The 25,500-nt window shown below is 65.2% G+C and carries 23 protein-coding genes; 10 read left to right on the top strand and 13 right to left on the bottom strand.

All coding sequences use genetic code 11. The features are described from left to right. The 3 genes from AC1DQR_RS31530 to AC1DQR_RS31540 all read left to right on the top strand — a co-directional run. The coding region (locus tag AC1DQR_RS31530; RefSeq protein WP_477134411.1) for a hypothetical protein at positions 1–192 on the top strand (192 nt) is incomplete at its 5' end. Positions 193–251: 59 nt separating this feature from the next. Further along, positions 252–515 (top strand): hypothetical protein, encoded by a 264-nt coding sequence (locus AC1DQR_RS31535; RefSeq protein ID WP_253933418.1) that lies wholly within the window; start codon positions 252–254, stop codon positions 513–515. 179 nt (positions 516–694) lie between these two features. Next, entirely contained in the window at positions 695–913 is a 219-nt protein-coding gene (locus AC1DQR_RS31540; RefSeq protein ID WP_174428212.1) for a hypothetical protein, read from the top strand. Positions 914–1,055: 142 nt separating this feature from the next. On the opposite strand, the gene AC1DQR_RS31545 is transcribed toward AC1DQR_RS31540, so the two are convergent. The 3 genes from AC1DQR_RS31545 to AC1DQR_RS31555 form a co-directional block, all read right to left on the bottom strand. Beyond that, positions 1,056–1,616 carry an NADPH-dependent FMN reductase gene (locus tag AC1DQR_RS31545; protein ID WP_416049026.1) on the bottom strand — a complete coding sequence of 187 codons (561 nt, stop codon included), beginning with the start codon at positions 1,614–1,616 and terminating at the stop codon, positions 1,056–1,058. Positions 1,617–1,748: 132 nt separating this feature from the next. Then, positions 1,749–2,825, bottom strand: a complete 1,077-nt coding sequence (locus AC1DQR_RS31550; protein ID WP_477134412.1) for an enoyl-CoA hydratase/isomerase family protein — start codon at positions 2,823–2,825, stop codon at positions 1,749–1,751. An 87-nt stretch (positions 2,826–2,912) separates the two neighbouring features. Beyond that, entirely contained in the window at positions 2,913–4,487 is a 1,575-nt protein-coding gene (locus tag AC1DQR_RS31555) for a methyl-accepting chemotaxis protein (protein WP_477134413.1), read from the bottom strand. Between the two features lie 242 nt (positions 4,488–4,729). Between AC1DQR_RS31555 and AC1DQR_RS31560 the strand changes: the two genes are divergently transcribed. After that, entirely contained in the window at positions 4,730–5,632 is a 903-nt protein-coding gene (locus AC1DQR_RS31560; RefSeq protein ID WP_477134414.1) for a sterol desaturase family protein, read from the top strand. Positions 5,633–5,746: 114 nt separating this feature from the next. On the opposite strand, the gene typA is transcribed toward AC1DQR_RS31560, so the two are convergent. After that, complete coding sequence (gene typA, locus AC1DQR_RS31565; protein WP_174428207.1) at positions 5,747–7,567, bottom strand: translational GTPase TypA; 1,821 nt, start codon at positions 7,565–7,567, stop codon at positions 5,747–5,749. Between the two features lie 223 nt (positions 7,568–7,790). Between typA and AC1DQR_RS31570 the strand changes: the two genes are divergently transcribed. The 4 genes from AC1DQR_RS31570 to AC1DQR_RS31585 all read left to right on the top strand — a co-directional run bounded on the left by AC1DQR_RS31570 (position 7,791) and on the right by AC1DQR_RS31585 (position 12,813). Then, entirely contained in the window at positions 7,791–8,270 is a 480-nt protein-coding gene (locus AC1DQR_RS31570) for a MarR family winged helix-turn-helix transcriptional regulator (protein ID WP_416049030.1), read from the top strand. An 89-nt stretch (positions 8,271–8,359) separates the two neighbouring features. After that, the gene (locus tag AC1DQR_RS31575) at positions 8,360–9,880 is read left to right on the top strand and encodes an AdeC/AdeK/OprM family multidrug efflux complex outer membrane factor (protein WP_477134415.1); all 1,521 of its coding nucleotides are present in this window, start codon (positions 8,360–8,362) and stop codon (positions 9,878–9,880) included. Between the two features lie 72 nt (positions 9,881–9,952). Then, positions 9,953–11,206, top strand: coding sequence for an EmrA/EmrK family multidrug efflux transporter periplasmic adaptor subunit (locus tag AC1DQR_RS31580; RefSeq protein ID WP_477134416.1), 1,254 nt, complete (start codon positions 9,953–9,955; stop codon positions 11,204–11,206). Positions 11,207–11,208: 2 nt separating this feature from the next. After that, complete coding sequence (locus AC1DQR_RS31585; protein WP_416049033.1) at positions 11,209–12,813, top strand: DHA2 family efflux MFS transporter permease subunit; 1,605 nt, start codon at positions 11,209–11,211, stop codon at positions 12,811–12,813. Between the two features lie 144 nt (positions 12,814–12,957). Here AC1DQR_RS31585 and truB read toward each other — a convergent pair whose 3' ends face one another. From truB to scpB, 7 genes are all read right to left on the bottom strand, one after another. Further along, positions 12,958–13,905, bottom strand: a complete 948-nt coding sequence (gene truB / locus AC1DQR_RS31590; protein WP_416049034.1) for a tRNA pseudouridine(55) synthase TruB — start codon at positions 13,903–13,905, stop codon at positions 12,958–12,960. 117 nt (positions 13,906–14,022) lie between these two features. Further along, positions 14,023–14,391, bottom strand: coding sequence for a 30S ribosome-binding factor RbfA (gene rbfA, locus AC1DQR_RS31595; RefSeq protein ID WP_006162086.1), 369 nt, complete (start codon positions 14,389–14,391; stop codon positions 14,023–14,025). A gap of 63 nt (positions 14,392–14,454) precedes the next feature. Further along, on the bottom strand, positions 14,455–17,355 hold the full coding sequence (gene infB / locus AC1DQR_RS31600; RefSeq protein ID WP_253927462.1) for a translation initiation factor IF-2: 2,901 nt from the start codon (positions 17,353–17,355) through the stop codon (positions 14,455–14,457). 93 nt (positions 17,356–17,448) lie between these two features. Next, positions 17,449–18,924, bottom strand: coding sequence for a transcription termination factor NusA (gene nusA, locus AC1DQR_RS31605; protein ID WP_043347317.1), 1,476 nt, complete (start codon positions 18,922–18,924; stop codon positions 17,449–17,451). Continuing rightward, positions 18,921–19,409: a ribosome maturation factor RimP gene (rimP, locus tag AC1DQR_RS31610; protein WP_416049036.1), complete on the bottom strand. Its 489-nt coding sequence runs from the start codon at positions 19,407–19,409 to the stop codon at positions 18,921–18,923. Before rimP ends, nusA begins: the two co-directional genes overlap by 4 nt. Before the next feature lie 331 nt (positions 19,410–19,740). Next, complete coding sequence (rluB, locus tag AC1DQR_RS31615; RefSeq protein WP_477134417.1) at positions 19,741–21,705, bottom strand: 23S rRNA pseudouridine(2605) synthase RluB; 1,965 nt, start codon at positions 21,703–21,705, stop codon at positions 19,741–19,743. Between the two features lie 5 nt (positions 21,706–21,710). After that, positions 21,711–22,787: an SMC-Scp complex subunit ScpB gene (gene scpB, locus AC1DQR_RS31620; protein WP_416049038.1), complete on the bottom strand. Its 1,077-nt coding sequence runs from the start codon at positions 22,785–22,787 to the stop codon at positions 21,711–21,713. A gap of 126 nt (positions 22,788–22,913) precedes the next feature. On the opposite strand from scpB, the gene AC1DQR_RS31625 reads away from it, so the two are divergent. Continuing rightward, positions 22,914–23,249, top strand: coding sequence for a hypothetical protein (locus AC1DQR_RS31625; protein ID WP_477134418.1), 336 nt, complete (start codon positions 22,914–22,916; stop codon positions 23,247–23,249). A 130-nt stretch (positions 23,250–23,379) separates the two neighbouring features. Here the strand turns inward: AC1DQR_RS31625 and AC1DQR_RS31630 are convergent, their stop codons facing one another. Continuing rightward, positions 23,380–24,144 (bottom strand): sulfite exporter TauE/SafE family protein, encoded by a 765-nt coding sequence (locus tag AC1DQR_RS31630; RefSeq protein ID WP_477134419.1) that lies wholly within the window; start codon positions 24,142–24,144, stop codon positions 23,380–23,382. Positions 24,145–24,442: 298 nt separating this feature from the next. Here AC1DQR_RS31630 and fnr point away from each other — a divergent pair, with 298 nt between their 5' ends. Further along, entirely contained in the window at positions 24,443–25,168 is a 726-nt protein-coding gene (gene fnr / locus AC1DQR_RS31635) for a fumarate/nitrate reduction transcriptional regulator Fnr (protein ID WP_150990999.1), read from the top strand. Between the two features lie 86 nt (positions 25,169–25,254). On the opposite strand, the gene AC1DQR_RS31640 is transcribed toward fnr, so the two are convergent. Next, on the bottom strand, positions 25,255–25,500 hold the full coding sequence (locus tag AC1DQR_RS31640; RefSeq protein ID WP_043421572.1) for a hypothetical protein: 246 nt from the start codon (positions 25,498–25,500) through the stop codon (positions 25,255–25,257).

A 25,500-nucleotide genomic window follows, 5' to 3' on the forward strand; every position in this document is an offset into this window, starting at 1 on the left:
GCCGTACGCGGCGGCTTTGTGCCCTTCATGCCTGTCTTCAGCCTGACCAAGATCGACTCGAACTTCAATGCTTCGCAGCTGATCGGCCAGACCCAGAACGTTGTGAACATGAACGGCAACAACACGGCCTTTGCCGACGACATCAAGTCCCACGTGACGTCGACCCAGAACGCCAGCAACAACATCTATTGAATGGTCCCGGCACCGGCCTTTTCCAGCAATCAAGTCAAGTGAAGACTAGGAGAACCATCATGTCATCCATCATCGTGCGCGACCTCGCCCTGAACCAAGACCTCGACAGCAAGTCCCTGGCCGCGGTGCGCGGCGGCAATTCCTGGTTGCAAGGACTGGGCCCGGTGGCCAACGTCAATGTCAACGTCAACCAGAACATCGCCCAGCTGCAGAGCATCAACGTGAACACGCTCAACAACGTCGGCGTGATCGGTTCCGGCTTCGGCCCGCTGAGCATCGACGTCAACCCGTCGCAGTGGGCCGCCACCCACGCCGCGGTCTGAGCGAGATGCGCCCCACCCCGTGGAGACCCAAGGGTTTCCACGGCTATTGCGCACGAGCTGGCACTGCCCCGGAGGTAAAACCCGTGGCCTATACTGATCTGGCTGGGCTTGCCGCATCGCGCGCACCCACCCGGCGAACCCCGGCCGAGCCGGCCTTCGCCACCCTGCAGGAGGAAGTCATGGCCGTCATCGTCATCAAGGATTTGCCGGACAGCGTGGATCTCGACAGAGAAGCCATGGTGGCAATCACAGGCGGCGCGAGAACGCGCGCCGGTCATGCATGGACGTCGCGCAAGCTCGGGGGAGCCTTGCGCGTCATCAGCTATCCGGAGGGCTTTCCAGGCCAACCGCTGGCAGGCACGCAGTCGCGGCCGGCCGGGGACATCAAGCGCAAGTAAGTCGAATCAGAAGCGCAAGGCAGCGATATTCTGCCCTCCGCGCCCGTTGCCCTGTCGGCAACGGGCGTCAGTGTTTTTGGGGGATGGGCTTTGGGAGCGTTGGCGATTACTTTGCCGGTTAATTTGCCGGTTACTTTGCCAATTAACGAGCCGCGTTGCGCTCGATCCAGGCGGCGTAGGTCGCCAGGTATTTGCCCAGGAAGCCGCGGGTGGACTCGCTGGCGATGCCGCCCTGCTCGTCGAAGAGCTTGTCAACGCCGCTGATGTAGGCTTCCGGTTGCTGAAGGACCGGGATATTGAGGAACACTAGCGACTGGCGCAGGTGGTGGTTGGCGCCAAAGCCGCCGACGGCGCCGGGCGAGGCGCTGATGACGCCGCCGGGCTTGCCGTCCCAGGCGCTCTGGCCGTAGGGGCGCGAGCCGACGTCGATGGCGTTCTTGAGCGCGGCCGGCACCGAGCGGTTGTGCTCGGGTGTCACGAAGAGCACGGCGTCGGCGCGCCGGATGCGGTCACGAAAGGCGACCCATGGCGCGGGCGGGCTGGCGTCGTCGTCCTGGTTGTACAGCGGCAACTGGCCGATTTCGACGATGTCGAGCTTGAGCCCGGCCGGCGCCATCGCGGCGAGCGCGAGTGCCAGCTTGCGGTTGAAGGAGTCCTTGCGCAGGCTGCCTACCAATACGGCTACATCACGTGGAGTACTCATCGCGATTCCTTTCTCGTTCACAGCACTATGGGTGGGCGGAGCCGGCGCTCGCGCGCCGCATTGCTGCGCCGCGGGGACCGGTCCAAGCGTCACTCTAATCCATTTGCGCGAAAGGAACCGCCAGTCGCCAGCTTACAGCGCCGCCAGCGGATGCTCACCGTGCGCCCAGGGGCTGTCGAAAAACGCGTGCACGCGCTCGCGGGTGACCTCATCGAGACGCGCGGGCTGCCACTTCGGCGCATGGTCCTTGTCGACCGCCAGCGCGCGAATGCCTTCGACGCCGTCGCCATGGCGGAACACGTAGTACATCATATCCAGCTCCATGCGCAGCTCGTCGTTCAGCGCCATGGCGCGGGCGCGGCGGATCTGCTCCAGCGTGACGTTGAGCATCAGCGGCGAGCGCGCGCGCAGCATGGCAGCCGTCTGTGCGGCCCAGTCGGAGCCGGCATCGCTCACCGCTGCCACGATCCCGGTCACCGAGGCGCCGGCAAACAGGCCATCGATCTCTTCCTGCAGCTTGGCCAGCTGGCTTTCGCCCGGCGGGCAAGCGGCGCGGTGCGCCGCGGTGGCCTCGTCGATGCAAGCGAGCACGGCGTCGCCATTGGCAAACTGACGCGCGCGCAGCACCTCCACCAGTTCCGCCATGGCATTGCCCGGCAGGTAGGCATCCGCCAGGCCTGCGTACAGCGCGTCGGCAGCATGAATCATGGCGCCCGTCAGGCCCAGGTATTCACCCAGGCGGCCGGGCGTGCGCGACAGGAACCAGCCGCCGCCCACGTCCGGGAACAAGCCGATATTGGTCTCCGGCATTGCCATCTTGGTCCGCTCGGTCACCAGACGGCGGCGTGCGCCTTGCGAGATACCCATGCCGCCGCCCATGACCACGCCGTCCATCAGCGCGATGTAAGGCTTGGCGTAGGTATGGATCAAGTGATTGAGCGCGTATTCCTCGACGAAGAACTGATCGAGCGCCGGATCGCCGGCGAGCGCGGCCTTGTGGAAGAAGCGGATGTCGCCTCCGGCGCAAAAAGCCTTGCCGCCCGCGCCGGCGATGACTACGGCCGCCACTTCGGGCGCCACCGCCCATGCGTTGAGCGCCTGGGTGATGGCGCGAATCATCTCGAGCGACAGTGCGTTGAGCGCCTGGGGCCGGTTCAGCGTCAGGTAGCCGATGCCACCCCGGATCTCGCTTGTGACCAAGTCAGTCATGTCTCTTTTCTCCGCAAATGCGACCCGCAACTTTACACCAGCCAAGCCGCGCGCCGCACCCCCTGTGCGGCGTCCGAGACACTACGTTCAGGCCACCCGAAATGCCGACATCAGCCCGGTAAGCCGCTGCGCCTGGTCCTCCAGCGAAGCCGCTGCCGCGGCGGCCTGCTCGACCAGCGCGGCGTTCTGCTGGGTCATGCCGTCCATCTGCGCCACCGCCTGGTTGACCTGCTCGATGCCGCGCGACTGCTCATCGGATGCCGAACTAATGCCGCCCATGATGCCGCTCACGCGGCGCACCGCACTCACCATTTCCTGCATCACCTGCCCCGCTTGCTCGACCATCTCGCCGCCGGCGCGCACGCGCGACACAGAGTCGCCGATCAGCGTGCGAATCTCCTTGGACGCGCCCGCGCAGCGCTGCGAGAGATCGCGCACGTCGCCCGCGACCACCGCAAAGCCTCGTCCGTGCTCGCCGGCCCGCGCGGCTTCCACCGCCGCGTTGAGGGCGAGGATATTGGTCTGGAATGCGATCTTCTCGATCACATCGATGATGTCGACGATCTTGTTGGCGCTGGCGTCGATCGCCTGCATGGTGCTGGCTACGCGCGCCACCGCGTCGCTGCCACGTTCCGCCAGGCCAGTGGCGCTGCTGGCCAGGTCATTGGCCTCGCGCGCGCTATCCGCGTTCTGGCGCACCGTGCCCGTGAGCTCCTCCATGCTGGACGCCGTTTCCTCGAGCGACGCGGCCTGCTGCTCCGTGCGTTGCGACAAGTCGCTGTTGCCGCTGGCAATCTGCTTGCTGGCGGCGGCAATGGAATCGGCCCCGCCACGCACGTCGCTCACCATCGCGGCCAGGCTCTCTTGCATGCGCCCGAGCATGGCGAGCATGCGGCCAGTCTCGCTGCGCTCCGCCTCGGCGCCGGAGCCGGAGCCGGAGCCGGCGCCATCCGCCTTCGCGCCAAGATCGCCGGCGGCGATGCGCTCGAAGCGGGCGATGGCTGTGTCGAGCGGACCCACGATGGAACGCCGCAGGCGCCAGGCCACCACCGTGCTGAAGCACAAGCCAAACACCAACACGCCGATCGAAAGCGAGCGCAGCGTGGTGTAGCGCTCCTGCGACCCGTGATAGACCTCCAGCGCGCCGGCGAGCTGCAGCTTGCCCAACTCGGTATTGACGGCCGTGAAAGCGATATCGAGCTTGGGAATGGTTTCCAGCACGGCGCGCATCACCGCCTCGCGGTCGCCTTGCTTGAGCGCGGCGATCATCGGCGACACACCTTGCGTGAACAACGCCTCGCGCTTGGCGGCGACGTCCTCGGCCGCGCGGGCCTCTTGCGCCGAACGCGGCAGCGCCAGATAGGCCTTCCAGGCCGTATCGGACTGGCGCGCAAACCCCTCGGCGGTATCGGCGCGCGCGCGGGCGTCTGCGGGATCGGCGGCGAAGGTGGCCTGGTCGAGCAAGACCCGCACGAGCAACTGGTTGGAACGCGCCTCGGCCAGGTTGACCGCGGCGGAGAGCTGATGCTGGTAGATCTGCCGCGTGGCGTCATTGCTGCGCGACATGCCAAGCCAGCCTACGGCACCGACAATCATCAACAGTGCATTGGTGACGATAGTCAGAATCCACAATCTTGTACCGATCGTAGTGTTGCGAAACATGAGGGCTCCCCGTTGGTTTTAGCGCTGATGCGGCTCCATTTTTGGCCGCCCCGCTATAACGGCGCCCCTCACCGCTCCTTGACCCCGCGCCTGCGGATATTCAGTCATGCAAAATAGTCAGGAATGCGAATGTGCGCAGGAAGCACCCTTGGGTGCGCTAGCGTACGCATTTGGCAACACCGCACGACCGTATAGAGGATCGCCTCCAGACAAAACCGACAGAATCGGGCGACACTTTGCGCATGACAGCGTCAACAATCGATCCCGGCCTGATCCTGCTAGCATTCGCGCCAGTCTTCCTGCTGACCATCGGCGCGGAGGCCTGGTACTGGGCGCACCGCAACCCCGCCATCTACAGCCTGCGCGATACCGCGTCCAACGCCGCGCTGGCGCTGATGCACCAGGCGTCGGACGCGTTCTTCCTGTGGCTGATGGTGCGCACGGTCTACACGTGGAGCTACCAGCATGGCCTGAAGGCGATGCCGCAGACGGCCTGGTCGTTCCTGCTGTTGCTGCTGCTGCAGGATTTCCTCTACTACTGGTTTCATCGCGCCAGCCATCGGGTGCGCTGGATGTGGGCTTCGCACGTCACCCATCATTCCTCGGAGGGCATGAACTTCTCGACGGCGTTCCGTCAGAGTCTGACGTATCCGCTCTCGGGCATGTGGCTATTCTGGATTCCGCTGGCGCTGATCGGCTTCACGCCCGACTGGGTAATCCTGGCGGTGGGGTTGAACCTGGCCTTCCAGTTTTTCGTGCACACCCGGCTGGGCGGCCGCTGGCACCGGCTTGAATGGCTGTTCAATACGCCGTCAGTACACCGGGTGCACCATGCGCGCAACCCGCAGTACATCGACCGCAACTATGCGGGCGTGCTGACCGTGTGGGACCGCATGTTCAGCTCCTTCGTGCCTGAAGAGGCGCCGCCCGAATACGGCATTACGCGTCGCATCGCCAGCCATAACCCGATCACTCTCACCTTCCATGAATGGCGCGACATGTTCGCCGACGCGCGGCGTCATCGCGACCTGCGGCACCTCTGGAAACCGCCCGAGTGGCGTCATCCGCGCGAATTATTGGCGGCCGGGGACACCACGCCGCTGGCCGGCACCGCATTTGGGACGGATCGCAGCCGGGACGCTTGATGGCTGAATAGGCCGAATAGGCTGGATAGCCGAAGGCGCCAGGAAAAACGGGCAACAAAAAACCGCGCACAAGGCGCGGTTTTTTGCTGGCAAAGTAGCCTGGGACGAAAACGCTTACACGGATTCGCGCGAAGCACGCTTACGCTCGTGCTCCTTCAGGTGACGCTTGCGCAGGCGGATGCTCTTCGGCGTGATTTCCACCAGTTCGTCGTCGGAGATGAACTCCACGGCGTATTCCAGCGACATCTGGATCGGCGTGACCAGGCGCACGGCTTCGTCGGTACCCGAGGCGCGCACGTTGGTCAGCTGCTTGCCCTTGATCGGGTTCACAACCAGATCGTTGTCGCGGCTGTGGATGCCGATGATCATGCCTTCGTACAGTGCATCGCCCGGCTTGACGAACATGCGGCCGCGATCCTGCAGCTTCCACAGCGCGTAGGCCACGGCATCGCCGTCGTCCTGCGAGATCAGCACGCCGTTGTGGCGTTCACCCAGGCCGCCTTCGCGCAGGGGCGCGTAGTCGTCGAAGATGTGGCTGATCAGGCCGGTGCCGCGGGTTAGCGTCAGGAACTCGCCCTGGAAGCCGATCAGGCCACGGGCCGGAACGCGGTACTCGAGGCGGGTGCGGCCCTTGCCGTCGGACGCCATGTCGAGCAGTTCGCCCTTGCGGCGGCCCAGCTCCTCCATCACGCTGCCCTGGTGGCCGTCTTCGACGTCCACGGTCAGCAGTTCGTACGGCTCGTGCTTGACGCCGTCGATTTCCTTGAACACCACGCGCGGGCGCGACACGGCCAGTTCGTAGCCTTCGCGGCGCATGTTTTCCAGCAGGATGGTCAGGTGCAGCTCGCCGCGGCCCGACACTTCGAAGATGGTGTCGTCGCCGGTCTCGGCCACGCGCAGCGCCACGTTCGACTTCAGTTCGCGGTCCAGGCGTTCGCGCAGCTGGCGGCTGGTCACGAACTTGCCTTCACGGCCGGCCAGCGGCGACGTGTTGACGCAGAAGTTCATGGTCAGCGTGGGCTCGTCCACCTTCAGCATCGGCAGCGCGTCTTGCGCGTCCGGTGCGCACACGGTGCAACCAATGCCCAGCTCTTCGATGCCGTTGATCAGCACGATGTCGCCGGCTTCGGCTTCCGCCACGATTTCGCGCTCCAGGCCCTGGAACTTCAGCACCTGGTTGATACGACCCTTGATGGGGTTGCCTTCCGGGCCGAACTTGACCACCACGTCTTGCAGCGAACGGGCGCGGCCACGCGAAATGCGGCCTACACCGATCTTGCCGACATAGCTGTTGTAATCGAGCGAGATGATCTGCAACTGCAGCGGACCGTCCGGGTTATCGTCACGGACCGGCACCTTGGCCAGCACGGTCTCGAACAGCGGCTTCATGTCGCCTTCGCGCACATCGTCGGTCAGGCCGGCGTAGCCGTTCAGGCCGGATGCGTAGATCACCGGGAAATCGAGCTGCTCATCGGTGGCGCCCAGCTTGTCGAACAGGTCGAACGTCTGGTTGATCACCCATTCCGGACGCGCGCCCGGACGGTCGACCTTGTTGATCACCACGATCGGCTTCAGGCCCAGCGCCAGCGCCTTGCGCGTGACGAAACGGGTCTGCGGCATCGGGCCTTCGACAGCGTCAACCAGCAGCAGCACGCCGTCAACCATCGACAGCACGCGCTCCACTTCACCGCCGAAGTCGGCGTGGCCAGGGGTATCGACGATATTGATGTGGGTGCCGTTGTATTCGACAGCACAGTTCTTCGCGAGGATGGTGATCCCGCGTTCCTTTTCAATGTCGTTCGAGTCCATCACGCGCTCGACCATTTGCTGGTTGTCGCGGAAGGTGCCTGCCTGGCGCAGGAGTTGGTCGACCAGAGTGGTCTTGCCATGATCGACGTGAGCGATGATGGCGATATTGCGGATGGCGCGGGTCATTGCAGCGTCTCGCTTTGGGGCTGAGCATCAAAAGATAACCCGAAATTATAGCATGCTGCGGCGCAAAACCCGAGGACGACGTTGGGAAGCTTCCCAAGCTATCATCCCGCCACAAACCCAATTATTGCGATATCCGCAATAGCAAATTGACGTCCTTGCGGATCCGCGAACGTGAACATATAGTTGCCACGGCAAACATTGCACCGACAAGCACCGAGCCGAGATGTCCGAGCAGAGCCAGCCCATTTCCGACGACGCCTTCCCGTTCGACCCGGCCGAGTACCGCATGGGCGAAAGCATCGGCTATCTCATGGCACGCGCCAAGAGCGTGCTGTCGCACGGCGTGGAGCAGGAGGTCGATGGCCTGGACATCACGCACGCCCAGGCCACCTGCCTGATGATGCTGGCCGCCGGCCGTGGCAGCACGGTGACTGACCTTGGCCGGGAGCTCAATTGCGATATGGGTTCGGTCACGCGCCTGCTCAGCCGCCTGGAAAAGCGCGGCCTGATCGAGCGTCAGCGCAGCGATGCCGACCGGCGTGTGGTCGACCTGTCGATCACGCCCGCCGGCCAGATCCTCGTGAACCAGCTGCCCCAGATCTATTGCCGCGTGCTGAACCGGCATTTCCGCGGCTTCTCCGATGCCGAACTACAGACCTTCCGCTCGATGCTGCACCGGATCATCGGTAACAACAGCGGGTAGCGGCCAGGCTTGGCGGCCAGTGACGCCAGCGGCGCAACGATCTCTCGAATACAAGAACAAACACTAACGCTCTATCGCAGGGCACCCAGATGAACCAAGCTCTCTCTTCTTTTTCCGCTTTGTCGCCGCGCGCGCGCGCGGCGGGCCGCCGGACCGGCACGCTGGTGCTGACCGCGCTGGCGGCCGCGGTGCTGGCGGGCTGCGCCGCGTTCGGCAACTCGCACAGCACGCAGACCGTTACCGCGCCGGCCTCGCTCGCCAGCGCCCAGGCCCTGCCCTCGCAGCATGGCCAGTGGCCTTCGCTTGACTGGGTCGACCAGTTCAAGGACCCGCAACTGCGCGCCCTGGTCGACGAGGCGGTAAAGGACAGCCCCAACCTGCAAGCCGCTTTCGCGCGTGTGGAAGCCTCCCGCGCGATGGCGGACGCCACGCGCAGCGCGCTGTACCCGCACGTCGACTTTGACGGCAGCCTGGTACGCCAGCGCTTCTCGCAAACGGACCTGTTCGAAGGCACGCCGCTGGCCGGCTCGTGGCAGAACCAGTCACGCCTGCAGGCCGGGCTCTCCTATGATTTCGACTTCTGGGGCAAGAACCGCAAGGCGCTCGAAGCCGCGCTGTCCGACGACCGCGCCGCCGAGGCCGAAAGCCAGGCTTCGCGCCTGATTCTGACCACGTCGGTCGCCCGCACCTACGCCCACCTGGCCGCCTTGTACGCGCAACGCGACGTGGCCGAGCGCGCGATCGCCCAGCGCCGCGGCCTGAGCGACCTGTCACGCGACCGGCTCAACGCCGGTCTGGACACCCAGGTCGAAACCACGCAGGCGCGCGGCACGGTGGCATCGGCACAGACCGACCTGCTGCGCGTGGATGAAGACATCCAGCTAGCGCGCAACCAGCTCGCCGCGCTGCTGGGCAAGGGCCCGGATCGCGGCCTGGCGATCCAGCGCCCGACCATCCTGGCGCAAGGCACGCCGCTGCTGCCGGACAACCTCACCATCGACCTGCTGGGCCGCCGCCCGGACCTGGTTGCCGCACGCTGGCGCGTGGAGGCCACCAGCAAGGATATTGAGGTGGCGCGCACGGAATTCCTGCCGGCCGTCACCTTGTCCGCTTTTGCCGGCGTTGCGTCGCTGGACCCATCCAACCTGCTGATGGGCATCAGCCGGACCTTTGGCATCGGTCCGGCGGTCCGCCTGCCGATCTTCGAGGGCGGCAAGCTGCGCGCCAACCTGAAGGGCAAGTACGCGCAATACGACCTCGCCGTGGCCAACTACAACCAGGCGCTGGTCGATGCGCTGCGCGAAACCGCCGACACGGTGGCCAGCATCCGCAGCGTGGACACGCAGATCACGGCCCAGCGCGAGGCGCTGGCTCTCGCCGAGCGTGCCTACTCACTGTCCACCATCCGCTACAAGGCCGGGCTAGGCACCCAGCTCACGGTGCTCAATGCCGAAAGCAACGTGCTGCAGCAACGCCGCCTTGCCACCGACCTGCAGGCGCGCCGCCTGGACCTGCAGATGGGCCTGATGAAGGCGCTCGGCGGGGGTTACCAGGAGCAAGCCGAAGGCGCCGGGACGGATGCGCAGAAGCCAGCCGAGGCACGCGGCTAAACGGTTAGGTGGCTACGGCCAAGCAGCCGGAAGAACAACGAGCAGTACCGACAGCATTCTTAAAAGACGATCATGAGCGATAACAAGCAAGCGGCCCAGACCCCCGCCTCCCCGGCGGCTCCCGTCAACAACAACGGCAAGCGCAAGCGCCTGCTGCTCTCGCTGACCGCCGCGGTAGTGGTGGCCGGCGTGGCCTACGGCATCTACTGGGGCATGTACGCGCGCCACTTCGAGAGCACCGACGACGCGTATGTCGCGGGCAACGTGGTGCAGGTCACGCCACTGGTCGGCGGCACCGTGATTTCGATCGCGGCCGACGACACGCAGCTGGTCACCGCGGGCCAGCCCCTGATCCAGCTCGACCGCGCCGACTCGCAGGTCGCCATGGAGCAAGCCGAAGCGCAACTGGCGCAAGCCGTGCGTGAAGTGCGCACGCTCTACGTCAACAACGGCTCGCTGGCGGCCAACGTGACCATGCGCGAAGCCGATGTGGCCAAGGCGCGTGAAGACCTGAAGCGCCGCGAGGCCATCGCCGGCTCCGGCGCGGTTTCGGGCGAAGAAATCTCCCACGCGCAGACCGCCCTCACGGCCGCGCAATCGGCACTGCTGGCCACGCGCGAGCAACTGGCATCCAACAAGGTGCTGACCGACCAGACCACGGTGGAGAAGCACCCCAACGTGCAGCGCGCCGCCGCCAACCTGCGTGCCGCCTATCTCGCGTTCGCACGCTCGACGCTGCCCGCGCCGGTGACCGGCTACGTGGCCAAGCGCTCGGTGCAGGTCGGCCAGCGCGTGGCCCCGGGCGCACCACTGATGGCCGTGGTGCCGCTGGACCAGGTGTGGATCGACGCCAACTTCAAGGAAGTGCAGATCACGCATATGCGCGTGGGCCAGCCGGTCACGCTGGAGGCCGACCTGTACGGCTCCAAGGTGACCTACAACGGCAAGGTGGAAGGCTTCTCGGCCGGCACCGGCTCGGCCTTCTCGCTGCTGCCGGCGCAGAACGCCACCGGCAACTGGATCAAGGTGGTGCAACGCCTGCCGGTGCGCATCGCGCTGGACCCGCAGCAGCTCAAGGACCACCCGCTGCGGGTTGGCCTGTCGATGAACGTGACGGTGGATGTGCGCAAGGAAGAAGGCGCGGCCATGACCAACGCCACGGTTGCGCGCCCGATGCAGACCGACGTCTATGAGAAGGTCGCGCAGGACGCCGACGCGCTGATCGCCCGCATCATCTCGCTGAACAACGGCGGCCGCCAGGCGACCGAGCCCATGGCAGCGCCGGTGTCGTCGGCGCCGGCCGCCGCCAAGCCCGCCAACACCTGAACATGGCTACCTCCCTCCCCGCGCGCGACGGCGCCTCGCCCGGCCCGGCGGCGCCAGCGGCGCGCCCCGCCGCGCCAGTGCCGTTGTCGGGCGCAAAGCTGATCGTCGGCACGATCGCACTGTCGCTGGCCACGTTCATGAACGTGCTCGACTCCTCGATCGCCAACGTATCGATCCCGGCCATCTCGGGCGACCTTGGCGTGGCGCCCAACCAGGGCACTTGGGTCATCACCTCGTTCGCGGTGGCGAACGCCATCTCGGTGCCGCTGACCGGATGGATGACCACGCGCTTCGGGGCGGTGCGGCTGTTCATCACTTCGATCCTGCTGTTCGTGATCTCGTCGTGGCTGTGCGGTGTCGCGCCCAACCTCGAAGTGCTGCTGGCCGCGCGCGTGCTGCAAGGCGCCGTGGCGGGGCCGATGATTCCGCTGTCGCAATCGCTGCTGCTGTCGAGCTATCCGCCGCAGAAAAGCACCATGGCGCTCGCCCTATGGGGCATGACCACGCTGGTGGCGCCGATCATGGGGCCGCTGCTGGGCGGCTGGATCTCGGACAACATGACCTGGCCGTGGATCTTCTACATCAATATCCCGGTGGGCCTGGGCGCCGCCTATGCAACCTGGGCGATCTACCGTGACCGCGAGACGCCGATCAAGATCCTGCCGATCGACCGGATCGGGCTGGCGCTGCTGGTGATCTGGGTAGGCTCGATGCAGCTCATGCTCGACAAGGGCAAGGAGCTCGACTGGTTCCACTCGACCTCGATCGTCGTGTTGACGGTAGTGGCCATTGTGGGCTTCCTGTTCTTCCTGATCTGGGAGAGCTACGAGAAGCATCCGATCGTCGATATCACCTTGTTCAAGGGACGTAACTTCAGCGCCGGGGTGGTGGCCATCTCGGTGGCCTACGGCCTGTTCTTCGGCAACCTGGTGATCCTGCCGCTGTGGCTGCAAACCATTGTCGGCTATACCGCGACGGATGCCGGCATCGTGATGGCGCCGGTCGGGATCTTCGCCATCCTGCTGTCGCCGCTGATCGGCAAGAACCTGCCCAGGATGGATGCGCGCTGGGTCGCGACCCTGGCCTTCGTCACCTTTGGCGTGGTCAGCCTGATGCGCTCGGGATTCACCTTGCAGGTCGATACCCGCACGCTGATGATCCCGACGCTGATCCAGGGCGCGGCGATGGCGATGTTCTTCATCCCGCTGACCTCGATCATCCTGTCGGGCCAGCCACCGGAGAAGATCCCGTCGGCCTCCGGGGTGTCCAACTTCGTGCGGATCACGTTCGGTGCGATCGGTGCGTCGATCTCGACCACCATCTGGGAAAACCGCACGGCGCTGCATCACGCGCAGCTGGTTGAACAGGTCAACCCGTACAACCCGACTTATCTCGACCAGCTCAACCACCTGATGCAGCTGGGCATGAGCCAGGCCCAGGCCAACGGCCAGATCGAGCGCAGCATTTCGCAGCAGGCGGCCATGCTGGGCGCCAACGATATCTTCTGGATCTCGGGCGTGCTGTTCTTCGTGCTGATTGTCTTTGTCTGGCTGACCAAGCCTAAGAAGGGAGGCGATCTGGACGCCTCCGCGGCCGGGGCGCACTAGCTTGCATTAGCTGCACTTAGTGCACGCGCTGCACAGCGAGGCCGATGCCGTCACAGGCATCGGCCTCGTGCGTTCCGGCCCTGCCCCCTCATCCCAGGGTCAACCCGTCGGGATTCCCTGCCCGATGCAGCCGCATTGTCCGCGTTAGAGCTTGACCAGCCGCTCGGGCCGCAAGGCGCCTTCACGCATGCGCGCCACGCCAAGCAAGCGGCGCGGCGCGCCGCCATAGACACTGGCGAGTTCGTCTTCCGCCAGCGCCACGCCCGCCGGCAGGTCGCGCTGCGCGATGCGCTGGCCCTGCAGGAAGCGCGCCATCGCGGCCTCATCGAGCGTCACCGCTACGCAGCGCTGCAACAGCGCATCGACCGGCGCAAGCATTCCGGGGCGCTCCTCGTCGGAGCGCTGCTCGATCTGCTCCAGCGTGACCGCGCCTTCCAGGCTCAGGTCGCCCACCGCCGTACGGCGCAAGCCGGTCAGGTGCGCGCCGCACCCGAGCGCCTCGCCGATGTCCTCGGCCAAGGTGCGGATATAAGTGCCCTTGCTGCAGGTCACGCGCATGCTGAAGGTAGGCATCTGCGGCAGCCCGCAATCGAGCAGCGTGATTTCGTGGATGGTGACGCGGCGCGCGGCGCGCTCCACGGTCTGGCCGGCACGTGCGTATTCGTACAGCGGACGCCCGTCCTTCTTCAGTGCGGAATGCATCGGTGGCACCTGCTCGATTTCGCCCGCGAAGCGCAACATTGCGGCGCGCAGCGCCGCGATATCGCAGGTTACCGGACGCTCGGCGATCACCTCGCCCTCGGCGTCGCCGGTCGCGGTCTTGAGGCCCAGCCGCACAGTGGCTTCGTACGTCTTGTCGGCCTCGAGCAAGTCCTGCGAGAACTTGGTCGCCTCGCCAAAGCACAGCGGCAGCAAGCCGGTGGCCAGCGGGTCGAGCGTACCGGTGTGTCCGGCCTTTAGCGCGCGCAGCATGCGCTTGGCACGCACCAGCGCATCGTTGGACGAAAGGCCGAGCGGCTTGTCGAGCAGCAGCACGCCATGCACCTCGCGGCGCGGTTGCCGGGGCGGGCGATTGGTGTTGGGATGGGTCATGACGGGGAGCAATGTGACGCCGGCAAAGCTTCTTGGCCGGGCGTGACAGACAGGGACAAAGGAGACGCGAAGCAACCGGCGTGAACAAGAAAACGGCCCGTGGTTACGGGCCGTCTTTCAGTCTTCTTTTGCGCGTGTGGAGTTGGCTTCTTTGATGAGCTTGGACATCTCGATCGCTTGTTCCACCGAGGTATCGTGGAAGAAGCGCAGCGTCGGCACGGTATGGATATGCAACCGCTTGTAGAGCAGCGAATGCAGGTAACCGGACTTTTCGTTGAGGATGCCCTCCACTTCCGCGGCATCAGCCGCCAGGACGGTGAAGTACACCTTGGCGTGCGCGTAGTCGGGGGTCAGCGTGACCGACTGCAGTGTGACGAGCCCCAGGCGGGGATCGCGCAGCTCACGCTGGATCATCTCGGCCAGGTCGCGCTGGATCTGGTCGGAAATCCGGAGATTACGAGAGGAGATATTGCCTTTCTTGGCCATTCAATACGCTTGCTGTCGAGAAGGGCAGCGGCGGGCCAGTTGGCCCGCCGCCCGCAACACGCCTTACAGCGTGCGCGCCACCTCGGTGATTTCATACACTTCGAGCTGGTCGCCTTCCTGAACGTCGTTGAAGTTCTTGATCGACAAACCGCACTCGAAGCCCTGCTTGACTTCCTTGACGTCATCCTTGAAGCGCTTGAGCGAATCAAGCTCGCCGGTATGGATGACCACGTTGTTGCGCAGCACCCGTACCAGGGCGGTACGCTTGACCAGCCCGTCGGTGACCATACAACCAGCCACCGCGCCAATCTTCGGCACGCGGAAGACCTGGCGCACTTCGACCGTACCTAGCGTGACTTCGCGCTTTTCCGGTGCCAGCATGCCCGACATTGCCGCCTTGATCTCGTCTACCGCATCGTAAATGATGTTGTAGTAGCGAATATCGATGCCGTTGTTCTCGGCCAGCTTGCGCGCGCCAGCGTCGGCACGCACGTTGAAGCCGATGATGACCGCCTTCGAGGCCGTAGCCAGGTTGACGTCCGACTCCGAGATGCCGCCCACGCCGCCGTGCACGATCTGTACGCGCACTTCTTCGGTGGAGAGCTTCTGCAGCGATTGCACCAGTGCTTCCTGCGAACCCTGAACGTCGGCCTTGACGATCAACGGCAGCGTCTGCACTTCGCCTTCGCTCATCTGTTCCAGCATCGTTTCCAGCTTGGCCGCCTGCTGCTTGGCCAGCTTGACGTCGCGGTACTTGCCTTGACGGAACAGCGCGATTTCGCGCGCCTTGCGCTCGTCCGGCAGCACCAGCACTTCTTCACCAGCCGCCGGCACTTCGGACAGGCCCTGGATCTCGACCGGAATCGAGGGACCGGCTTCCTTGGTCGGCTTGCCGGTTTCGTCCAGCATGGCGCGAACGCGGCCATAAGCGCTGCCAGCCAGCACCACATCGCCACGCTTGAGCGTGCCGCTGGTGACCAGGATGGTCGCGATCGGGCCCTTGCCCTTGTCCAGCTGAGCCTCCACCACCAGGCCCTTGGCCGGGGCATCCACCGGCGCCTTCAGTTCCAGCACTTCGGCCTGCAGCAATACTTGCTCCAGCAGGTCGTCGATGCCGGCGCCGGTCTTGGCGGACACCGGGACGAACGGCGAATCACCGCCGTATTCTTCCGGCAGCACCTGCTCGGCCACCAGTTCCTGCTTGACGCGGTCCGGGTTGGCTTCGGGCTTGTCGATCTTGTTGATCGCGACCACGATGGGCACGCCCGCCGCCTTGGCGTGGGCAATGGCTTCCTTCGTCTGCGGCATCACACCGTCGTCGGCCGCGACCACAAGGATCACGATGTCGGTTGCCTTGGCACCACGAGCACGCATGGCCGTGAAGGCCTCGTGACCCGGGGTGTCCAGGAAGGTGATCACGCCGCGCTCGGTTTCCACATGGTAGGCACCGATGTGCTGCGTAATACCGCCGGCTTCGCCCGCCGCAACCTTGGCACGACGGATGTAGTCCAGCAGCGAGGTCTTGCCGTGGTCGACGTGACCCATCACGGTCACCACCGGCGGACGCGGCAGCTGCTCGGCGTCGGTGTGGTCTTCACCACCCACGACCAGCAGCGCTTCCGGATCGTCCAGCTTGGCGGCAAACGCCTTGTGGCCCATTTCTTCCACCACGATCATGGCGGTTTCCTGGTCCAGCACCTGGTTGATGGTCACCATCTGGCCGAGCTTCATCATCTGCTTGATGACCTCGGAAGCCTTGACGGCCATCTTGTGCGCCAGATCGGCCACCGAAATGGTCTCGGGGATGTGCACTTCGCGCACCACCGGTTCCGTCGGCGCCTGGAAATTCGTGCCGCGATCGTCTTGCTGGTGACGGTTGCCACGGCCGCGCGGACCGCCGCGCCAGCCGCCAACGCCACCGGACGAATCGCCGCGGGTCTTCAGGCCGCTGCCCTTCTTCTTCGAGCCTTCGTCCTGCCAGGTCGAGGAAGTCCCTGCCTTCACTACCTTGCCGGTCTTCTTGTCGACGGTGGTGGTAGCAGTGGCCGTGGTCGTTGCGGGCTTCTTCTCGTCCTTCTTGACTTCGGTGCCAGGCGGCTTGACCGGCTTGTGCAGCGTGCCAGTCTGCTCGGCCTTCTTTTCTTCAGCCTTGCGTTCCGACGGCGCCTTGAGCACGCGCGCCGGCGCATTCAGCATCTGCTGAATGGCACGGGCTTCGGCTTCGGCGGCCTCGCGGCGCTTGCGCGCTGCGTCCTGTTCGGCACGCGCCTTGTCGGCGGCCTGCTTGGCGTCGTCGGCGGCCTTCTGCGCGGCAGCGCGTTCGGCGGCCAGGCGAGCCTTCTCGTCTTCGGCCTTCTTGCGCGAATCGTCGTCTTCCGGCGCCTTGGCCGTAGCGGCGGCGCGCAGGGCGGCAGCTTCCTCTTCCGCCTTGCGGGCGGCGAGCTCAGCCTGGCGGCGCTCTTCCGCCTCCAGCGCTTCCTGCTTGGCGCGGCGCTCGGCCTCCTCGCGTTCGGCCGCTTCCTGGCGTGCCTTCGACTCGGCTTCCTGGCGTGCCAGCAACTCGGCCTGCTGACGATCTTCCTCGTCCTGGCGTGCCTGCTCGGCCGCATCGACCGGCAGCTCGACCACTTCGTGGCCATCGGCACCATCGGTGGAAGCCTCGTCGCGCTTGATCAGGACGCGCTTCTTGCGCACCTCGACCTGCACCGTGCGAGTCTTGCCGGTGGAATCAGCCTGGCGGATCTCGGAGGTCTCACGCTTGGTCAACGTGATCTTCTTGCGCGCGCTGTCATCGGCCGCCCCGTGGGAACGCTTGAGGTAATCCAGCAACTTGGTCTTGTCGGATTCGGTGATGATGTCGTCAGGCGTCACCTTGCCCACCCCAGCTGCCTGCAATTGTTCCAGCAGGGCAGCTGCGCTGCGGCTCAGTTCTGCGGCCAGTTGGGCAACTGTTGTGCTTGCCATTCAAACCCTTTCAATGCTTGGTTATACGTCGGGACAATTGTGTGTGGAATGCGCGCTCAAGCAGCCTGGAAAAGCACTACGTGAGCGTGTCCCTCAGTTAAACCAATGTTCCCGTGCTTTCATGATCAGCGCGCGGGCATCATCCTCGCCGAGACCAACCATGTCGACGAGTTCGTCGACGGCCAATTCGGCCAGTTCGTCACGCGTGTGGATATTGCCTTCGGCCAGCTTGCCGATCAGTTCCGGGGTCAGGCCGTCGAGCGAGCGCAGATCCTGCGACACCTCTTCCACCTTTTCTTCCCGGGCCAGTTCCATCGTCAAGAGCGCATCGCGGGCGCGGTTGCGCAGCTCGTTGACGGTATCTTCATCGAAGGCGTCGATTTCCAACATCTCGCTGATGGGCACATAGGCCACTTCTTCCAGCGTGGAGAAACCTTCGTCGATCAAGATGTCAGCCACTTCTTCGTCCACGTCCAGCTTGGCCATGAACAACTTGCGCACCACGTCGCTTTCCTCGGCTTGTTTCTGTGCCGATTCTTCCTGCGTCATGATGTTGATCTGCCAGCCGGTCAGCTCGGACGCCAGGCGTACGTTCTGACCACTGCGGCCGATGGCGACGGCGAGGTTTTCCTCGTCGACCACCACGTCCATGCTGTGCTTTTCTTCGTCAACCACAATCGACTGTACCTGTGCCGGCGCCAGGGCGCCAATCACGAACTGCGCCGGGTCTTCCGACCACAGCACGATGTCGACCGCTTCGCCGCCGATCTCGTTACGGACCGCGGTCACCCGCGTGCCGCGTACGCCGACGCAGGTACCGATCGGATCGATACGCTTGTCATGCGCCACCACGGCGATCTTGGCGCGCACGCCGGGATCGCGGGCAGCCGCCTTGATTTCCAGCAGGCCCTGCTCCATCTCCGGCACTTCGTTCTCGAACAGCTTGATCAGGAACTCGGGCGCGGTGCGCGAGAGCTCGATCTGCGGGCCGCGTGCGGTGCGATCCACATTCAGGATATATGCGCGGACACGGTCGCCGGTGCGCAGGTTTTCCTTGGGGATGATCTGGTCGCGGGCCAGCAGCGCTTCCACGCGGCCGGACTCGACGATCAAGCCCTTCTTGTCGGCACGCTTGACCGTGCCGGTCATGACCTTCTCGCCACGATCGAGGTAATCGTTGAGGATCTGCTCGCGCTCGGCGTCACGGATCTTCTGCAGGATCACCTGCTTGGCGGCCTGCGCACCGATACGGCCGAACTCGACCGACTCGATCTGCTCTTCGACAAACTCATCCAGCTGGATGTCCGGATCCTGCTCACGGGCCTCGAACATGAGGATTTGCTTGTCCGGCTCCTGCAGACCCTGTTCATCGGGGACTACAAGCCAGCGRCGRAACGTCTCGTGCTCACCGGACTCRCGATCGATGGCGACGCGAATRTCCACGTCTTCCTCGAARCGCTTCTTGGTTGCCGAAGCGAGTGCCGCTTCCAGCGCACCGAATACCACATCCTTGTCGACGTTCTTCTCACGCGCAAGCGCATCGACGAGCAACAGAACTTCGCGGCTCATTGCTTGTTCCCTTTTTTCTGATTTCCTTTGAAGTCGATCACCGGCACCAGGCGTGCGCGATCAACATCGGATATGGTGAATTCCAGCAGCGCCGTGCCGTTCTGGCCTTCGAACTCGAGGCCAATCTGCTCTGCCCCCGGCTCACCGGCAGGCGTCTGCAGGATGCCGACGAAGTTCTTCTGCCCGTTGACCGGAAGGCGCAAGGTAACCCTGGCTTCCTGGCCCGCGAAGCGGACGAAGTCAGCCAGTTTCTTGAGCGGCCGGTCCAGCCCCGGCGAGGACACTTCGAGGCGCTCGTAGTCGATGTTCTCGACGGTGAGCACGTGGGTAAGCTGACGGCTTACCTTCTCGCAATCCTCAATGACGATGCCGGTTTCAGGCTGATCGATATAGACGCGCATGAGTCCGCCTGGAGCGCGCTCGAGCTCAACCAGCTCGTACCCCATGCCGTTCAGGGTGGTTTCGATCAAATCTGCCAGATGCACTGTATTCCCGAATAATGGCCATCAATACCGTGGCAGACCCAGCCCATCGGCACGGCCGTCTTGGTTGACGGCTTCAGCCAGCTTGCCTGCCAGCCATCCCGACCGGCGCGCCGCGAAACACGGCAAGCACACGAAACGGGCGAAGCAAAAAAAAAATGGGCGCAATGCCCATCATTCGCCCACCCTTTTGCAGGATGACTTTTGAATAGACTTTGATTATACGCTGTCGCGGTGCAAAAGGCAAAGGCACCCAGCTTTGGCAAGACAGGGATGCGGCCCGTGCCGCTCTTTTCCCTGCCAGGCCCGCCCAAGGCGCCCCGCCTCGCATCACTCAACGATTGCCGTCGCGGCCACCGCCACGAGGACGGCGGTTGCCGTTGGGCTTGCCGGCCTGCGGCATCACATTCCCATTGGCTTCGCCACCACCGCGGCGCTGGGAACGATTCTGACCGCCACCCATGCCGCCCATGCCGCCCATGCCGCCCATGCCGCCCATGCCAGCGCCACGACCGCCACTGCGGCCACCGCGACCCGGGCCGCCAGGGCTGCGGGGGGAACCCGCCGCACCACCGCCCAGCTTGGTGGTATGGGACGTCAGCAGGGTCGGGCCACCGATGTAGCCCATCGACGTTTGCATCGGATCCGGCTGGCCGCGGCCAGCGCCGCTGCCGCGCGGGCCGTTGCCGCGATTGACGCGCGGCAGGCCGTCCATGCCAGTCGGCATCGGCATGCCGGCAATGGCTGCCTCGGTGCGCTGCTGGCGGCCGCCCACCTTACTGCCGCCGCGGGGACCGCTATCGCCCTTGGACGGCGCCTTCAGGCCGATGGATGCCATCAGCGCGCGCACGTCGTCCGCCGCGAGTTCCTGCCAGCGGCCACGCTTCAGGCCGCGCGGCAGCAGGAACTGGCCGTAACGGGTACGAATCAGGCGCGACACAGTCAGGCCGACGGCCTCGAACATGCGGCGCACTTCGCGGTTGCGGCCTTCGGTCAGCGCCACGTGGTACCAGTGGTTGATGCCTTCGCCACCACCGTCCGCGATGCGCAGAAAATTAGCCTCGCCATCGTCGAGCTTGATGCCATGCAGCAGGCGCTGGCGATCGGCCTCGGCCAGCTCGCCCAGTGTGCGCACCGCATATTCGCGCTCCACGCCGTAGCGCGGATGCATGAACTTGTTGGCGATATCGCCCGAGGAGGTAAAGATCAGCAAGCCCTCGGTGTTGAAGTCGAGGCGGCCCACAGCCACCCACTTCCCTGCCTTGATGCGCGGCAGGCTGTCGAACACGGTCGGACGGCCTTCCGGATCCGACTGGCTGACGATCTCGCCGGACGGCTTGTGATACAGCAACACGCGCGGCGGCTTGGACGACACACGGCGGTGGATCAGCTTGCCGTTGACCCGAACCTGGTCGGCCGGCAGGATGCGCTGGCCGATGTGGGCAGGCAGACCATTGACCGAAACCCGGCCCTGAAGAATCAATTCTTCCATTTCCCGGCGCGAGCCCAGCCCACCTTCGGCGAGCACCTTGTGCAGTTTGGGCGCATCGTCGTCTGCGGACAGCTCGCGCACCGGCTTGACCCGGGCCTGCGGACCACTCGACTCTTCCTGGTCATATTGACCGGAAATGACAAAGCGGAACAGGTCCTCACCGCTCGCAGCGCCGGCGGCGGGCGCCTTCTCGGGCACACCAGCAGCTGGGCGCTGCGTGCCGCCCTTGCCCTTGTTGCCCTTGCCTTGCTGGCGCGGGCCGCCTTGCTGCCCCTCGGCGCCGCCGCGGCGGGCCGCGCCTTGCGGCTGCGGGCCTTGCTGCGGCTTGCGCTTGCGGGCGCCATTCCCGTTCGGGTTGGCGCGCGCGGCATCGCGCTGGCGCTCGCCCGCGGCTTCGCTTACGCCTTCGGCAGCGTCACCGCTGAAGTTGCGGCGGCCTCGCGGCGCCGGGCGTTCGCCCTGCTGCTCGCCGGCCTGCACAGCCTCGCCTTCCGCGGGCTTGCGCTTGCCACGCGTACGTCCCTTCCTTGCGCCGTCGCCACGCGCTTCCTGCGCGGCGCCCGCATCGGGGCTGCCCGCAGGGATTGCCGCCCCGCCATCCGCGGCACGGTCGCCGTCACGGTCCTGCGCGGCCTGGCGGCGCGTGGCCACCAGATTGCGCAAGCCACGGCGCAAGCCCTTGCGGCGCGGCGCGCCATCGGTGCCAGCGCCGCCTTCGGCGCCATTGCCGGTATCGCCGGCCGGCGTATCCGCCTGGCGGACGTCTTGATCAGAATCGGACAAGGTATTCACATTCGGATGTTGCATGGTGTTCAGTTGGACACGCGCTGGTCGTGCTCGTCGTGCTCGCTGGGGTGCGCCGGATTCGTCGTGGACGCCCCCGGGACTTCGGACGCCTGCTCGCCGGAGGCCACTTGTACGTGGTAACCGTTGGCGGGCGTGTCCGTTTGCTCATTTGTTTCACCGTCTTCGACGGCTTGCTCCTCGGCCGTGTCGCCGGACCGCGCGCCGGCGGGCTCGGCGGACACCGGCTCGCTCCCTGGCTTACTGTCTGGCTCGGGCGTCGCCGGCACTTCCGCCTCGGCCGCGGGCGTGGGTGTGAACCCAGCCTCTACTTGCACCAAGGCCTCCCTCCTTTCAAACGCATCCACCAAATCGGCGATGCCGTCCGTGGCGCCAGCCGCAAGACTGTCGGAGGCAACCACGCCGGAAGGGGTCGGCTCACCCTCTCCGGCATCCGCCACAACCAACGCGGCAGCGCCGGCCTGCTCATCGCCAGGTTCCGCGAATGCCTCTTCGTCGCTATCCGCCGGCACCGTGCCCAGCGCCTCGAAATCAATCGGCTCCTGATTCAGCAGCGCGACCTGCGCCTGGGCCTGGATGTCTTCCAGCGGCGGCAATTCATCGAGCGTGCGCAGGCCAAGGTCATCAAGGAAATTCTTGGTGGTGGCATAAAGCGCAGGCCGCCCGGGCACGTCACGGTGGCCGATCACCTCGATCCAGCTGCGGTCCTCGAGCTTCTTCACGACTTCGGTGCTGACCGCGACACCGCGGATTTCCTCGATGTCGCCCCGCGTGACCGGTTGCCGGTAGGCGATGATCGCCAGCGTCTCCATCACGGCGCGGGAGTACTTGGGCGGCTTTTCTGGATTCAGCCGATCCAGGTACTCGCGCATGCCAGGGCGGCTCTGGAAACGCCAGCCACTGGCCAGTGCCACGAGCTCCACGCCGCGTTGCTCCCAGTCGCGGCGCAGCTCTTCTAGCAGCACGCGAATGGTGTCGGCACCGACGTCGTCGGCAAACAGCCGGCGCAAGTCATTGACGCGCAAGGGTTCCTGCGCGCAGATCAGCGCGGTCTCGAGGACGATCTTCGCCTCTTGGGTATTCATGTTGATTGCGTGCAGCCTGTCTTTGCACCTGCGCCCCGGTTGATCCCGGGCGCACTGGAGATTGCGGGTTCAGCGGTAGGGATTGCCACCGCCATCTGGCCGCGCAGCCAACCGCATGCTTGATGCATGCCAGCCGTGCGCCTTCTTTTATTGCATCGGGTGCCGGACCTGACCGGCAGGAGATCGCCCGGCCACCGGCTTTATCTGCCAGTCGACGGAGCCCTTGCGTCGCGCCTTCCCCCTGATGTGGCGGACCTGTCCGGCGCGGCATTTATCATCGAACGCACCGGGTGCAAGAAAATACGGATATCGGGCCTGCTGGCCTATTTCACCCCGCCCTGCCGTGGCTGGTCTTTTGAACCGAATCTTTTGAACCGGACGGCGGATGGGGAACGGTCCCTGGCGCTGACGCCTGCCTGGGTGTTCCTGGCAGGCATCCCTGATGCAGCGGATGCTACCTGACGATGCCACGATGAAATACGCTGCGCGATATCGCTGTTCTTGCGATTGTATGGCATTCCCTGGCAAACCTGCAACCGATTCGCACAGCTACCTCGACGGAGAAGTGACAAATACACCACGAAACAGCGCTTCAGAAGACCAGGCAGAATCCATGCGCGGCAAGCGTCTCAGGCAAAAGCAGCGCACGCGCCACCCCCGCCAAGCCAAAGGCCACCACCGCAAGGCCAGCGCCAGCGCGCAACGCCGGGCGCCGCGAAAGCTGCCTGAGATAGCCGGACAGGCCCGAGATCACCAGCAGGTTCGGCAGGGTGCCCAGGCCAAACACGGCCATCACCAGCGCGCCCGACGGGGCATTGCCGGCCAGCAACGCCATGGCAAGAGCACCGTACACCATGCCGCACGGGACCAGCCCCCAGGCTAGCCCCATGCCGTAGCGGCGCAGCAACCGGCCCTGCCCATGCGCCCGAGCAAAAGCTGGCAAGCGCGCCCCGACGGCGCCAAGGCCGCGCAGCAAGCCACCCGCGCCACGGGCGGCGAGCCGCTCCAGCCAACCCGTACCCATGGTGCGCCCGCGCAACATCCACAAGCCCGACAGCACCAGCATCACGCTGCCGATCCCGAACAGCCAGCGTTGCAGCGGCAGGTACTGTGCCTTCCAGACGCCAGCGCCAAGGGCGCCCAGCAAGGCTCCCAGCACCGCATACATGCTCAGCCGCCCGGCATGCATGACAAGCAGTTCCAGCAACCAATTGCCGGGACGCCGGAGCACCGTGGCAGGCACGCGCGCAACGCCGCCCTGCTCCGCCGCCAGCGCGATCCCGCCGCACATGGCGGCGCAGTGCACGCCGCCAAGCAACGCCAGGGTAAATACGCTGATAAGCACGCCTATGGTCAACTTCTCCTCCCAATCACACAATCGCAACGTCCGGCGCGGTAAAATGCGGCGAACGCGCCCCCGCAGCTCCACGAGGCGCTATCAACATGAAGCTTGGCGCCCGCGCACACCAGCGCGCTCGCACAACATGACGACGGGCACGGCAAGCCGCGCTGCACAGATAGCGCACTGCCGCAAGACCCGCGCGCCAGGCCGATGTGGATAGCGCTTCCAACCGACGACTCTCAACGTCAAGCTCTCAACTCAATGCGCCCGCCACATCGCGCTTGATTGACTGCGCTAAACCGACAGGCCCCAATTGCTCACCACCATTCCCATTACCGAGATGTCGCCCCGCTGCTCCACTTGCTCGCTCGGCCAGCTCTGCCTGCCCGTCGGCATGTCGCAGCAGGACCTCGAAAAGATGGATACGCTGGTCCAGGACCGGGTGCGCGTACGCAAGGGCGAAACCCTGTACCGCCTCGGCGATCCTCTCACCGCCGTCTACGCGATCCGCTTTGGCACGCTCAAGACCCACCTGACAATGGAAGACGGCCGCTCGCAGATCACGGGCTTCCACCTTCCCGGCGAAGTCGTCGGCCTCGACGGCCTTGGCGAGATGCAGCACGCCTCGGACGCCACCGCGCTGGAAGATACCGAAGTCTGCGTGGTGCGCTTTGGCGATCTCCAGACGCTGTCCAACGTCCTGCCTTCCCTGCAGCATCAGTTTATGCGCCTGATGAGCAAGGAGATCTCGCAGGACCAGGTCATGTTGATCACGCTCGGATCGATGCGCGCCGAGGAGCGGCTTGCCGCTTTCCTGATCAACCTGTCCGAGCGCTTGTCCGCGCGCGGCTATTCGGCCTCCGAGTTTGTGCTGCGCATGAGCCGCGAGGAAATCGGCAGCTACCTGGGGCTCAAGCTCGAAACCGTCAGCCGCCTGTTCTCGCGCTTTGCGGAAGCCGGCCTGATCCAGATTCGCCAGCGCCACGTCAAGCTGGTCGACATGGTGGGGATCAAGCAGATCGTCAACAAGTCCTGCTGACGTGCACGTCGCGGGCCGCCCTCGCCCGCGGCGGCTCGCCGCGATGCCGCGCCTGCTGGCCTGAACCGGCAAGGCGCGCATCGCATTCACTCCAGCTCGTCCGTGTCCGCCAGCCGCGTGGGCATGGTGTACAGCGTCAAGCCGCTCGACAGCGAGCACAGCACCCACGCGATCAGGAAGCCCACGGTGTAGACCGCCTCCCGCGATGCCTCGACCGGCTGGCCGAAGAAACGCAGGTCGCCCGGATCGACCATGGAGAATACCAGCGCGGTCGTCAGCCCGGCGACCAGGAAAGCGGGCCACAGCACCCACATCAGCCAGCGTAGTCTCAT

It is taken from the genome of Cupriavidus sp. 05L411, assembly GCF_056398045.1.